We start from the raw sequence: 12,848 nt of genomic DNA on the forward strand, positions 1-12,848 counted from the left end.
GGGGGGTCGGGGGGGGGGGGGGCGCGGGGGGCGCGCGCCCCGCCCCCCCGCCCCCATTGCCGGCTGGTCAGTTCTGCCCCGGTCCGCTGTCGTGAGCCTCGTGGACCTCATGGACCGCCTTCATCAGCGCGATGCCGGCCGGAGCGCCGGCGTAAGCGGCGCATTGCAGGGCCACTTCGGCCATTTCCTCGACGGAACATCCGTTGCGCAGCGCGCCGTGGATGTTGAGGCGCAGTTCTTCGGGCCGGTTCAAGGCGGTGAGGAGGGCGAGGTTGAGGAGGCTGCGTGTCCGGCGGTCCAGACCCTCGCGCGCCCAGACAGAGCCCCAGGGGTACGTGGTGATCAGGTCGAGCAGGGGCTTCGCCGGAGGCCAGTCACTCAGCAGGGAGTTGACGTGCTCGTCGCCCAGCACTTCCCTGCGGATACGGTCGCCTTCCGCGTACCGTTCGGACATAGACGGCTCGGGCATGGACGGCTCGGGCATGGACGGCTCAGGCATGGGTGGGCCAGGACTGGATGACTCAAGCATGGAAGGCCCGGTCATTCCGCCGCGGAAGGCGCGGGCTCGGATACAGGGGCGACGGTAGGAAGGTCCGTGGACATCTCACCGCCGATCGCCCAGTTCTCCTTCGGGACGTCGCGGATGATGACGTAGATGCGTTCGCGCGTGCTCCCGCAGGCGCGCTGGAAGGCGTCGGTGAGTTCACGTGCCAGGGCGGCCTTGTCCGTCTCGGACCGGCCGTGCCACATGTCGACGGAGATGACGGGCATGCAAATCCCTTCCCAGGGAGGTTCCGACGAAGGCGATCGCCTTCGTTTCTACCCTCGGAGCAGGGGGGCCGGATATCCGACTTTGGTACAAGAACCGGCGGCGGAACCGGCGGAAGTGGCGTTGGCGGAAGTGGCGGAAGCATGTGTCCCGCCGTCCGCGGTGCGGTACGCGCGGCGGTATTCGCTGGGGGGAATGCCGACGCTGCGGGCGAAGTGGAGCCGGAGGTTGCCGGCGCCGCCCAGGCCGCACTGCTCCGCGATCTTGTCCATCGGCTGGTCGGTGGTCTCCAGCAGTTCCTTGGCGCGTGAGATGCGCTGGGCCTGGAGCCACTGGAGGGGGGTGGTGCCCGTCGCCCGGTGGAAGCGCCGCACCAGCGTCCGTACGCTCGTGCCGGCCTGCCGGGCCAGCTGGGGGGTGGTGAGGGGCTGGTGGAGGCGCTCGGCGGCCCAGTGCAGCAACGGGGCCAGCCCGCTGTCGGTCTCCGTCGGCGGCACGGGCGTCTCGATGTACTGGGCCTGCCCGCCGGGCCGGTGGGCGGGGACGACCAGATGGCGGGCGACCGAGCCGGCCACCCGGGACCCCAGGTCCTTGCGCAGCACGTGCAGGCACAGGTCGATGCCGGCGGTGCTCCCGGCGCTGGTGAGGATGTCGCCGTCGTCGATGTAGAGGACGGTGGGGTCGACGTCCACCTCGGGGTAGCGCTCGGCCAGGAGCGGGGCGTGCTGCCAGTGCGTGGCGGCCCGGCGCCCGTCGAGCAGCCCGGCCGCCGCCAGGACGAAGGCCCCCGAGCACAAGGAGACGATGCGCGCGCCGCGGTCGTGGGCTTCCCTGATGGCCTCCAGGAGCCGCGCCGGCGGGTCTCCGCGGACGTCCGCGCTGGCGGGGACGATGACGGTGTCGGCTTCGACCAGTTCGCGGTAGCCGTGCGGGGTGTGCGTGGTGAACCACTGCCGGGCCGGGACGGCTTCGCCCTCCGTGAGGTTGCAGAGCCGGAAGTCGTACCAGGGGACGTCGGGATCGGGATGCGGCGTGCCGAACACGTGGCAGGGCACCGCCAGTTCGAGGATCGGCATGCCGTCGGTGACCGCCACGGCCACGGAACCGGGACCGCCGGGCTGCTGCGTCATGGCAGCAATCTAACGGCTCATGGCAGATCTGCCACTCGATGGGGCGGTCATGGGCGCCGATAGTGGAAAGCGCCTCCTTTTCGGACAACGGAGAGACGACGGATACGTCCATGACCTCAACTCCCGAAACCAAGCCGGTGGATGCGGCCACCGCAGCCGCTCCCGCACCGGCGGATCCCCGGCGCTGGCTGGTGCTGACCGTCGCGTCGGCCGCCCAGTTCCTCGCGATCCTCGACCTGTTCGCCGTCACCGTGGCGTTCCCCGCCCTGGAGAAGTCGTTCCCGCAGGCCTCGCTCGCCTCCATGTCGTGGGTGCTGAACGGCTACACGATCGTCCTCGCGGCGCTCCTCATCCCCGCCGGGCGCCTCGCGGACGAGACGAGCCGCAAGGGCAGCTTCCTGATCGGCATGGTCCTCTTCGGCCTCTCCTCGGTCGGCTGTGCCCTCGCCCCCAGCCTCACCGTGCTGATCATCGCCCGTGTGGTGCAGGCGGTGGCCGCCGCCGTCCTCGTGCCCACCTCCCTGGGGCTGGCCCTGCCGGCCTTCCCCGAGCACGAGCGCTCCACGGCCATCGGCATCTGGACGGCGGTCGCGGCCGTCGCCGCGGGCAGCGGCCCCGTTCTGGGCGGCCTGCTGGTGGAGATCAGCTGGCGGTGGATCTTCCTGATCAACATCCCCATCTGCGCCGTGGCCGTCCTGGCCGGAGCACGCCTGCTGCCCAAGGTCCCCCGCAAGGCGTCACAGGGTCTGGACCTCCTCGGGTCGGCGCTGATCCTGCTCGCCTCCGGTGCGCTGACCATGGCCTTCGTCGAGGCGCCCGACTGGGGCTACACGTCGCCCGGCACCCTGGGCTGCTTCGTCGCGGCCGTGGTCCTGATCCTCGCCTGCCTGCGCCACGTCCGCCACACCTCCGACCCGATCATCAGCCCCGCACTGTTCGCGAGCCGGCTGTTCCGGGTCGGCACCATCGGGATCTTCCTCTACTACCTGGCGTTCGCCTCGATGCTCTTCGAGGCCGCCCTCTTCCTGACCGGCCAGTGGGACTACTCGGTCCTGCGCGCCGGCCTGGGCATCGCGCCCACCCCGGTCACCGTCATGATCCTGTCCGCCCTCTCGGGGAAGATCATCCGCCGTATCGGCGCCCGGGCCTCCGCGGTGAGCGGAGGCCTGGTGTTCGCCGTGGGCTGCGCCTGGTGGTTCGCCGCGGCCGGCCCCACGCCGCACTACGCCGCCGCCTACCTGCCCGGCGCGATCCTCGTCGGCGCGGGCAACGCCCTGATCCAGCCGGCCCTCTTCGGGGCGGCGAGCGGGCTCCCCGCCGAGCAGCTGTCGGTGGGTTCGGGCACGCTGATGATGTCCCGCCAGATCGGTTCCGCCCTGGGTGTCGCCCTGCTCACCGCGATCCTCGGCAGCTCGGAGCACCCGACGATGGGCGCCTTCCGGCACGGCTGGATCTACATGATCGTCACCGCTCTGCTGGCCACGCTGGCCGGCCTGCGCTACCACGCGGACGCTCCCGCCGCTCCCGCCAAGGCCTGAGCGCCTTCCCCCGGCCCCGCCCGGCCTACCTGACTCCCCCGACAGGCAGGCCGGGCGGTTCTCCATGCCGTGCGGGGAGTGAGCGGGCGGTCCGGGCGCCCCCCTCCGGGCCACGCCGTTTCGGCGCCCCTCTCCCGCAGCCCGCCGGGGCCTGGCAGGATCCGCCCATGCTTCCCCGTTCCCTGCGCCCCGGCGGACGCCGCGCCGCCCGTGCGGCCGCTCTGAGCGCCGCGGTGCTCGCCCTGCTGGTGTGGTGGCTGGTGTCCGTGCACGGCGATACGTCGCCGGCCGGGCGGATGACGTTCGCGACCGGGGTGCCGACCGGCGTGTACGCGAAGTACGGGGACCTCCTCAAGGAGGACCTGGCGCAGGACATGCCCTCCCTGGACGTACGGCTGCGGCGCAGCCAGGGGTCGATCGACAACCTCCGGCAGCTCACGTCCGGAGAGGCGGACTTCACCCTGGCCACCGCCGACTCGGTCGCGACCTACCGCGACGAGGGGAAGCCGGGCGCCGGCAGCCTGCGCGCCTGCGCCCGGCTGTACGACGACTACATCCAGCTGGTGGTGGAGAAGGGCTCGCCCGTCCAGTCGGCCCGGGACCTGCGGGGCCTGCGGGTGGGCGTGGGGACGGACGACTCGGGGGTGCAGCTGATCACGCGGCGGCTGCTGAAGGCGGCGGGGCTGGACTTCGACAAGGACATCACGCCGGTGCGGGTCGGGATCGACAAGATGCCGGGGCTGCTGGAGCGGGGGCGGCTGGACGCGTTCTTCTGGTCCGGCGGGCTGCCCACGAACGCCGTCCAGTCGCTCGGCCTGCGGCTGTCGATCCGCCTCGTGCAGCTGGGCGACCTGATCGAGCCGCTGCACGCGCAGGGGCCGCAGACGCGCTACTACAGGGCGGCGGTGATGCCCGTGGACGCGTACCCGGAGCTGCGCGCGTCCCAGGCGGTGAAGACGCTGGCGGTCGCGAACCTGCTCGTCACCATGGACGACGCGGACGCGGAGCTGGCGGAGAGCGTCACGCGGTCGGTGATGAACAGCAGGGACCGCATAGGGAAGCAGGTGCACGCCGCGCAGAAGGTGGACCTCCGTACGGCGATCTTCACCGATCCCCTGCAGCTGCACGCGGGGGCGCGCCGCTACTACGCGTCGGTGAAGCCCTGACCCTGAGGAGCGGTAACGCCCTAAGGACCAGTGACGCCCTAAGGACCGGTGACGTCCTGAGGACCGGTGACGCCCTAAAGACCAGTGACGCCCTGAGAACCGGTGCAGTGCATTCGAGGGCACGGGCACGGCCTACGGATGCGCCTCCACCGCCTGTGTGCGCCCCGCACCGCCGTCCCCGCCGTGGCGCGGCACCTTGATCACGGCGCGCAGGCCGCGGGGCTCGTTCGGCGCGTAGGTGAGCGTGGCGCCGCCGGCCGCGAGGAGGGCCCGGGAGATGGACAGCCCCAGGCCGGAGCCGGAGACGTTCTGGTGGCGGCCGCTGCGCCAGAAGCGGTCGCCGATGCGGGTGAGCTCCTCGTCCGTGAGGCCGGGGCCGCCGTCGGCGACCGTGATGCCCACGCAGTCGCCCTCCACCTCGACGCTGACGTGCACCGGGGAGCCCTCCGGCGTGAACTTGAGGGCGTTGTCCACCACGGCGTCCAGGGCGCTGGAGAGGGCGACCGGGTCGGCCCAGCCCGTCACGGCGGTCGGGCCGTCGTAGGAGAGTGCGACCCGTTCGCGGTCGGCGAGCGGCGACCAGGCTCCCACCCGGTCGATGACGATCTCCGCTATGTCGGTCAGCTGGAGGTTGGCCTCGGCGTGCTCGGCGAGCGCGAGGTCGAGGAGGTCGTCGAGCACGCGCGCGAGGCGCTTGCCCTCCGTCCGGACGGAGGAGACCTCCGCGTGCCCCGGGGGGAGGTCCAGCGCGAGCAGGTCGATGCGCAGCAGGAGCGCGGCGAGCGGGTTGCGCAGCTGGTGCGAGGCGTCGGCGACGAAGGCGCGCTGCTGCTCCAGGACGGACTCGACGTTGTCGGCCATCTCGTTGAAGGAGCGTGCGAGGCGGCGCAGTTCGGGTGGCCCGCTGTCGGCCGCGACGCGGGAGTTCAGCCGCCCCGTGGCGATGCCGTGCGCGGCGGCGTCGAGGGTCCGCACGGGGCGCATCACCCACCCCGTGAGGCGGAACGCGGCGGCGACGGCGACGAGCATGGCCGCGGTCTCGCCGGCCCCCAGGAGCAGCCAGGAGTGCAGGATCCGGGAGCGCAGCTGCCCCGTGGGCGAGTCGGTGACGACGACGGCGACGACGTCTCCGTCGCGGATGACCGGGGAGGCCACCGCGAGCCGGCGGTTCTGCAGCGGCCAGACCTGCCCCGGATCGTGGCTGCGGCGCCCCGCCAGGGCCTCCTGGAAGGCCCTCTGGCCCTCGCCGTCGGCCGGTACCGTCCAGCGCCTGGGAGCGACCGCCATGGCCTGTCCGTCGCGGTAGAAGATGCCGACGCGGATGTCGTACAGCTCCTCGTAGCGCAGGAGCTCGGAGCGCAGGGTGTTGAGCCGCTCGTCGGTCCCCGCCGCCGGATCGAACGGGCGGGTGGTGACGAACTGCGCGAGGGCGGCGAAGCGGGCCGTGTCGTCGATGCGGTCGACGACCACGCGCTGCTGCTCGGCCGCGGCGATGCCGCCGGCCAGCGGGAAGCCGAGGGCCAGCAGCACGCCCGCGAGCAGGACGATGAGGAGCGGAAGGAGTCGGGTGCGCACGGGTCCGGCCGGCCCTCACCGGGCCGGGACGACGATTTTGTAGCCGACCCCGCGCACCGTCTCGATGAGTGCGGGCAGGCGCAGTTTGGAGCGCAGGGAGGCGACGTGCACCTCCAGGGTGCGGCCCGTCCCCTCCCAGCTGGTCTGCCACACCTCGCTGATGATCTGCTCGCGGCGGAAGACGACGCCGGGCCGCTGGGCGAGCAGGGCCAGCAGGTCGAACTCCTTGCGGGTGAGGGGCACGGTCTCCCCCGCCACGGAGACCTCGCGGTTGGGGAGTTCGATGACGAGGCTGCCCAGCCGCAGCGAGTGCGGGCCGGGCGTCTCCTGCGCCTCCTCCGGGCCGCCGCCCGCGGGGGGCTTGCGGCGGGCGACCGCGTGGATGCGGGCGAGGAGCTCGCCGGTGTCGTAGGGCTTGACCACGTAGTCGTCGGCGCCGAGGTTGAGGCCGTGGATCTTGGACCGGGTGTCGGCGCGGGCGGTGACCATGATGACGGGCGTCCCGGTGCGCTTGCGGATCCTGCCGCAGACCTCGAAGCCGTCCTGGTCGGGCAGGCCGAGGTCGAGCAGGACGACGGCGAACGGCGCGCCGGTGTCCGGCAGCAGGGCCCGCAGCGCCTCCTCGCCGCTCCGGGCGTGCGTGACGTCGAAGCCGTGCCGCGACAGCACCGCTGCCAGGGCCGCGGCGACGTGGTCGTCGTCCTCCACGAGCAGCAGCCTCATCCAGGCCCCCTCCCTGTGACCGCAGCGTGGGCACCCCCGCATCCACGCTGATGGACGCCCGGTCCGTCAAGGGGGTTCCGGGAGCGAAGGGGCTTCCGTTATCCACCCGGTACGCCTGCGCGCCCGGCGAGCGCGCCGCGCGCCCCCTTCACGCGGAGTGTCCCTTTGCGGCCGGATCGTTATGCTCAATTTCAGCTCAGATGTAATGACGCTTGTCGTACCCGCTCATTAGGGTCCTCCCAATCGAGGAGGATGGAGCGAGGAACGCCGATGAGCGAAGAATCGGTGGCCGAAGAGGCCACGGCCGCCGCGGTCCCACTGGTCGTCCTGAAGAGCGTCAACAAGCACTTCGGCGCCCTGCATGTCCTCCAGGACATCGACCTGACCATCGCGCGCGGCGAAGTCGTCGTCGTGATCGGCCCGTCGGGGTCCGGCAAGTCGACGCTGTGCCGGACGATCAACCGTCTGGAGACCACGGACTCCGGATCGATCACCATCGACGGCAGACCGCTGCCCCAGGAGGGCAAGGAGCTGGCCAGACTGCGCGCCGACGTGGGCATGGTCTTCCAGTCCTTCAACCTCTTCGCGCACAAGACCGTCCTGGAGAACGTGACGCTCGGCCAGGTCAAGGTGCGCAGGACGGACCGCCGCGAGGCCGAGCGGAAGGCCCGCGGCCTGCTCGACCGGGTCGGGGTCGGAGCCCAGGCGGACAAGTACCCGGCCCAGCTCTCCGGCGGCCAGCAGCAGCGCGTGGCCATCGCCCGCGCCCTGGCCATGGACCCCAAGGTGATGCTGTTCGACGAGCCGACGTCCGCGCTCGACCCGGAGATGATCAACGAGGTGCTGGAGGTCATGCGGCAACTCGCGCGGGACGGCATGACGATGGTCGTCGTCACCCACGAGATGGGCTTCGCCCGCTCCGCCGCGAACCGCGTCGTCTTCATGGCCGACGGCCGCATCGTCGAGGAGGCCCGGCCGGACCAGTTCTTCAGCAACCCGCGCAGCGACCGGGCGAAGGACTTCCTGTCGAAGATCCTGCACCACTGATCCGTTCGAAGATCCCGCATCGCTGATCCGTCCCACCGGGCCCCTCCCCCCACCGGCGCGCCGGCCCACCGCCCCACCGCGCCGGAGCCCACGCCGCCGCCGTACCGGCCCCTGCGCCCTTCCGCTCCGCAACACCTGCTGACGCAAAGGATGTTCACCATGAAGCTCCGCAAGACCGTCGCAGCTGCCGCCGTGGCGCTGGCGCTCACCACGGCCGCCACCGCCTGCGGGAAGTCGGGCAGCCCCGACGACGACAAGGCCGGCAAGCCCAGCGACGGCAAGTCCGCGCCGGCCGTGCCGACCTACAAGGTGAACACCGCGGCCGACGTCAAGGGCTCGCCCGTCTTCGACCGGATCAAGGGCAAGACGATCACCATCGGCACCAAGGCCGACCAGCCGGGCATGGGCTACGAGAACCCGACCTCCAAGAAGCGCTCCGGCTACGACGTGGAGATCGCCCGGATGATCGCGGCCGACCTCGGCTTCGACGAGGACCACATCAAGTTCAAGACGGTGCCGTCCGAGGCCCGTGAGACGCAGATCGCCAGTGGCGGCGTCGACCTCTATGTCGGCACGTACACGATCAACGACGAGCGCAAGAAGCAGATCGACTTCGCCGGACCGTACTACGTGGCCGGCCAGGACCTCCTGGTGAAGTCCGACAGCAGCATCAAGGGCCCGGACGACCTCAAGGGCAAGAAGGTCTGCTCGGCCACCGGCTCCACGCCGCTCAAGCGCATCAAGGAGCCCAAGTACGGGGTGGCCGAGGCCAAGGCCCAGCAGGGCTACCAGCTGTGCGTGCAGGAGCTCGTGTCCGGCACGGTCGACGCCGTGACGACCGACGACACGATCCTCAAGGGCTACGCCGCGGAGAACAACGGCGCCCTGAAGGTCGTCGGCAAGCCCTTCTCCCAGGAGCCGTACGGCGTCGGCCTGAAGAAGGACGACAAGGCACTGCGGGAGGCCGTCAACAACGCCATCGAGGCGCACGAGAAGAACGGCGACTGGAAGAAGGCGTACGACGCCACCATCGGCCTCGCCGGCAACCCCGCGCCGAACCCGCCCGCGATCGACCGCTACTGACGGCCGTCGCCGCCCCGCGCCGCCCGCCTCACGCCCCGCCTCCGCCCCGTCCGCCGCCGATCCGTAACGACCCGCCGGGAGAGCCGCCTTGAACGTTCTGTCGGACCACTTCGCGGAGTTCCGCGAAGGTTTCCTGGGCACCGTCGAGCTCACCGGGCTCAGCGGTCTGCTCGCCCTGGTGCTGGGCATACTGATGGCGGCGTTCCGGGTCTCCCCGGTGCCCGCCCTGCGCATATTCGGCACCGCCTGGGTGACCCTGCTGCGCAACACCCCCCTCGTGCTGCTGTTCCTCGCCGTCACCCTGGGGCTGCCCGCCCTCGGCCTCAAGGGCTGGGACTCCTTCTGGCTCGCCGTGCTGACGCTCGGGTGCTACACCTCGGCGTTCGTCTGCGAGGCCGTCCGGTCGGGCATCAACTCCGTGCCGGTGGGCCAGGCGGAGGCGGCCCGCTCCATCGGGATGACCTTCAGCCAGACCCTGGGGCAGGTCGTCCTCCCCCAGGCCACCCGCATCGCCGTGCCCCCCATCGGCAGCCTGATGATCGCCCTCGCCAAGAACACGGCGATCGCCTCGGGCTTCAACGTGACCCAGCTCGGCTCGGTGCAGAAGTCCCTCAACGCCGACACCGGCTACAACATCTACGTGATCTTCCTCTGGATCGCGATCTGCTACATCATCATCACTCTCGCGATCAGCGGTCTGTTCCGGCTGCTGGAGAACCGGCTGGCGGTGGCCCGATGAGCGCGAACGTCCTCTACGACGCCCCCGGCCCCCGCGCGCGGGCCCGCAACCGCCTCTACGGAGCGCTCTCCACCGTCGCGATCCTCGGCCTGGTGGCCTTCGTCGTCTACAAGCTGGACGACACCGGCCAGTTCCAGCCGGGCCTGTGGGACGACTACGAGTACGCCGACACCCATCAGCGGATCGTCGACGGGCTGCTCACGACCCTGAAGACGTTCGCGATCGCCGCGGTCCTCTCGCTCGCGCTCGGCGCGGTGCTCGCGTCCGCACGGCTGTCCGACCACCGGCCGGTGCGCTGGGTGGCCACCGTGGTGGTCGAGTTCTTCCGCGCCATGCCGCTGGTGATCATGATCTTCCTGCTGTTCGCGGGGGCGTTCACCTCCGACCCGATGTGGGCGCTGGTCCTGGGCCTCACGCTCTACAACGGCTCCGTGCAGGCGGAGATCTTCCGCTCCGGGATCAACGCGGTGCCCCGCGGGCAGAGCGAGGCGGCCTACGCGCTCGGGCTGCGCAAGACGCAGGTGATGTCGAGCGTCCTGATCCCCCAGGCCGTGCGGACGATGCTGCCGTCGATCATCAGCCAGCTCGTGGTGACCCTCAAGGACACCTCGCTCGGATTCATCATCCTCTACGAGGAACTGCTGTTCGTCGGCAAGGCCTTCGCCGAGCAGACCAAGCCGGTGAACGGCGTCTACGCCTTCATCCCCATGGTGATCGTCTTCGGTTCGATCTACATCGTGCTCTGCCTCGCGCTGTCTTCGGTGGCCACCTGGGTCGAACGGCGCACGCAGCGCTCGCGCAAGGGCGCCCCGCCCGCGATGGCGACGGCAGGAGCCGCCGTCACGACCGGCTCCACGACCGGCGCGGACGGCGCCTCCGGCGCAGACGGTTCCCACTCCGGCTGAGCAACCCCGCAGGTGACGCCCCGTCGGCCCCTCCGGGCGGCGGGGCGCGCCCCGTGCGGCGCGCCGCGGCGAGCGCCCTGATCACTTGACGCACGCACCCGCAGTGGGTTGCATACGTTCTGTGATCGAGCACCGCGTTCCCCCCGTCGGACCCCATACATCCCGTACGCCCCGTACGTACCGTGGAGCCCCGGGCAGGGATCTCGGCCGCGGCGGACGCCCGGGAGCCGTGCTGTGGACCCGGTGATCGTCGTCGGGGCCGGCCCGGTCGGCCTCGTGCTCGCCCTGTGCCTGGCCCGCCACGAGGTGCGCGTCGTCCTCCTCGACGAGACCCCGGGAGAGGGACCCGCGCCCGACGAGGAGCGGCCGGCCCGCACGGCCGTGCTCAGCCCGGACACCGCCGCTCTGCTGGAGCGGCTGGGATGCGCCACGGAGAAGGGCGCCCGGTGGACGGGCTGGCGCACCATGCGGCGCCGCACGGTGGTCACCCGGCTGTCGTTCGCGGCTCCGGGGGCGGCCGCGGCCGCCGGCGGGGCCGAGGGCGCCGAGGAAGCCGGGCCGTCGCCGCTACACCTGCCGCAGCACGTCCTGACGCGGGAGCTGCGGGCCGCGCTCGCCCTTGAGGACAAGGTGCGCGTCGTCCGCGCCGGCCGCCTGGAGACGATCCGGCAGGACGCCTGCGGCGTCACCGCGCAGCTCCGCGGCGACAACGGCCCGACCTGGCGGGGAAGTTACCTCGTCGGCTGCGACGGCGCCCGGTCGACCGTGCGCAAGCTGCTCGGCGCGCGCTTCCCGGGACGGACGGCCGTCGAGCGGTACGCGGTCGCCGCGCTCCGGGCCGAACTGCCGTGGCCCGGTGAGGCCGTGCTGCACCGGTCGCCCGCACGGGGCGGCGAAGTGACGGCCCGTCCCCTGCCGGACGGCGTCTGGAGGCTTGACTGGCCCCTGCCGCCCGGCGGCGAGCTCGTCACCCCCGACGCGCTCCTCGCCCGCGTGCGCGACTCGCTGGCCGGCTGGTGCGGCGACGTGCCGCCGTACGAGCTCCTGGACACCGGCGTGCACACCGTCCACCACCGCCTCACGCGCCGGATGCGCACCGGCCGCGCCTTCCTCGCCGGGGACGCCGCCCACCTGCTGGGCGCGCTCGGCACACAGGGCCTCGACGAGGGGCTGCGCGACGCCCAGAACCTGTCCTGGAAGCTGGCCCTCGCCTGGCACCACGGCGCCTCCGAGACGCTGCTGGACAGCTACCAGACCGAGCGGCGCGGGGCGGTCGGGGCGCGGCTGCGCGCCGCCGACCGGGCGCTGCCGGCGGTACGGGGCGCAGGGGGGTGGAACAGCGTGCGCCGCGCGCTGCTGCCGGGCGCCCTGCGCGGGCACGACGAGCTGCTCACCGACGGCCACGTCGGGCGCGGGCAGCTGGGCACGCCCCCCTCGTACGTCCGGACGCCCCTGGCGCCCGCGGCACCCCCCGCCGGGTCCGTCGCGGTGGCCACGCCCCTGGGGGCCCTGGCCGAGAACGTGCGGGTGACCGCTCCGGACGGCTCGCGCGTGCCGCTGCGGGAGCGGCTGGGCGGCGACCTCCTGGTGGTCCTGACCGCACCGGGCAGTGGTGTGTGGGAGCGGCGGCACTGGGCGGACGCCGGCCTCATGCCGCAGCTGGCGGCCGCCGTCAGCGCCCTCCCCGTGCGCGCCGAACTGCTGGTCACCGACGAGTACCCGGGCGCTCCCGCCCACACGGTGCTGGTGGTGCGCCCGGACGGGCACCTGGTGGCGGCGCTGGCGGGGGTGCGGCCCGCGGAGCTGTACGCGTGCGCGGACGCCGTACGGGGCGGGGCCGCGGGCGAGGGGCACGAGGGCGAGGGCCGGGCCGGCAGTGACGCCGCCCGGACCGGCGGCGGCACCGAGGCCGCGGTGTCGGAAGCGCCGGCGACGAGCAGCGAGCGCGCCGGGGGCGCGCATGCGCCGGAAGAAGCCCCCAGCGAAGCCACGGCCAACCGTTGACCCGCACCGACCGCCATGATTGACTACTGAACGTGACTGACAGTGGCGCGCACTTCTGGCGGAGGGTCCACCTGGACCTCGTCCGCTACGCGGGCTGCGTCTGTCGTCCGTCCTGCTGATCCGCATTCCCTTCGCGCGGCCTGCGTGTGCGCTCTGTGCGCCGGCCGCC

13 protein-coding genes are annotated in these 12,848 nt (G+C 72.3%); 8 read left to right on the forward strand and 5 right to left on the reverse strand.

Features of this window, described 5'->3' with window-relative positions:
- Positions 1-67: 67 nt before the first annotated feature.
- The 3 genes from ACOTKD_RS22215 to ACOTKD_RS22225 are packed head-to-tail and all read right to left on the reverse strand — an operon-like array spanning position 68 to position 1,899.
- Positions 68-499 carry a carboxymuconolactone decarboxylase family protein gene (locus tag ACOTKD_RS22215; protein ID WP_424890737.1) on the reverse strand — a complete coding sequence of 144 codons (432 nt, stop codon included), beginning with the start codon at positions 497-499 and terminating at the stop codon, positions 68-70.
- A gap of 41 nt (positions 500-540) precedes the next feature.
- The gene (locus tag ACOTKD_RS22220) at positions 541-771 is read right to left on the reverse strand and encodes a tautomerase family protein (RefSeq protein ID WP_424890738.1); all 231 of its coding nucleotides are present in this window, start codon (positions 769-771) and stop codon (positions 541-543) included.
- A gap of 48 nt (positions 772-819) precedes the next feature.
- On the reverse strand, positions 820-1,899 hold the full coding sequence (locus ACOTKD_RS22225) for a GlxA family transcriptional regulator (protein ID WP_424890739.1): 1,080 nt from the start codon (positions 1,897-1,899) through the stop codon (positions 820-822).
- A gap of 110 nt (positions 1,900-2,009) precedes the next feature.
- Between ACOTKD_RS22225 and ACOTKD_RS22230 the strand changes: the two genes are divergently transcribed.
- Positions 2,010-3,437: an MFS transporter gene (locus ACOTKD_RS22230; RefSeq protein WP_424890740.1), complete on the forward strand. Its 1,428-nt coding sequence runs from the start codon at positions 2,010-2,012 to the stop codon at positions 3,435-3,437.
- Positions 3,438-3,604: 167 nt separating this feature from the next.
- The gene (locus ACOTKD_RS22235; RefSeq protein ID WP_424890741.1) at positions 3,605-4,603 is read left to right on the forward strand and encodes a TAXI family TRAP transporter solute-binding subunit; all 999 of its coding nucleotides are present in this window, start codon (positions 3,605-3,607) and stop codon (positions 4,601-4,603) included.
- Between the two features lie 132 nt (positions 4,604-4,735).
- On the opposite strand, the gene ACOTKD_RS22240 is transcribed toward ACOTKD_RS22235, so the two are convergent.
- Together ACOTKD_RS22240 and ACOTKD_RS22245 are read right to left on the reverse strand one after the other, a co-directional pair.
- Positions 4,736-6,178, reverse strand: coding sequence for a sensor histidine kinase (locus tag ACOTKD_RS22240; RefSeq protein WP_424890742.1), 1,443 nt, complete (start codon positions 6,176-6,178; stop codon positions 4,736-4,738).
- Between the two features lie 15 nt (positions 6,179-6,193).
- Complete coding sequence (locus ACOTKD_RS22245; protein ID WP_424890743.1) at positions 6,194-6,901, reverse strand: response regulator transcription factor; 708 nt, start codon at positions 6,899-6,901, stop codon at positions 6,194-6,196.
- A 270-nt stretch (positions 6,902-7,171) separates the two neighbouring features.
- On the opposite strand from ACOTKD_RS22245, the gene ACOTKD_RS22250 reads away from it, so the two are divergent.
- The 6 genes from ACOTKD_RS22250 to ACOTKD_RS22275 all read left to right on the forward strand — a co-directional run bounded on the left by ACOTKD_RS22250 (position 7,172) and on the right by ACOTKD_RS22275 (position 12,798).
- Entirely contained in the window at positions 7,172-7,948 is a 777-nt protein-coding gene (locus ACOTKD_RS22250; protein WP_424890744.1) for an amino acid ABC transporter ATP-binding protein, read from the forward strand.
- Positions 7,949-8,107: 159 nt separating this feature from the next.
- Positions 8,108-9,031: a glutamate ABC transporter substrate-binding protein gene (locus ACOTKD_RS22255; RefSeq protein ID WP_424890745.1), complete on the forward strand. Its 924-nt coding sequence runs from the start codon at positions 8,108-8,110 to the stop codon at positions 9,029-9,031.
- Between the two features lie 88 nt (positions 9,032-9,119).
- Positions 9,120-9,770: an amino acid ABC transporter permease gene (locus tag ACOTKD_RS22260; protein WP_424890746.1), complete on the forward strand. Its 651-nt coding sequence runs from the start codon at positions 9,120-9,122 to the stop codon at positions 9,768-9,770.
- Entirely contained in the window at positions 9,767-10,675 is a 909-nt protein-coding gene (locus tag ACOTKD_RS22265; protein ID WP_424890747.1) for an amino acid ABC transporter permease, read from the forward strand. The genes ACOTKD_RS22260 and ACOTKD_RS22265 overlap by 4 nt, the downstream gene beginning before the upstream one ends.
- A gap of 234 nt (positions 10,676-10,909) precedes the next feature.
- Entirely contained in the window at positions 10,910-12,679 is a 1,770-nt protein-coding gene (locus ACOTKD_RS22270) for an FAD-dependent monooxygenase (RefSeq protein WP_424890748.1), read from the forward strand.
- A 32-nt stretch (positions 12,680-12,711) separates the two neighbouring features.
- Complete coding sequence (locus tag ACOTKD_RS22275) at positions 12,712-12,798, forward strand: putative leader peptide (protein WP_353620253.1); 87 nt, start codon at positions 12,712-12,714, stop codon at positions 12,796-12,798.
- The last annotated feature ends 50 nt before the right edge of the window (positions 12,799-12,848 follow it).

It is taken from the genome of Streptomyces sp. XH2 (assembly GCF_049725035.1).
GTDB lineage: Bacteria > Actinomycetota > Actinomycetes > Streptomycetales > Streptomycetaceae > Streptomyces > Streptomyces roseoverticillatus.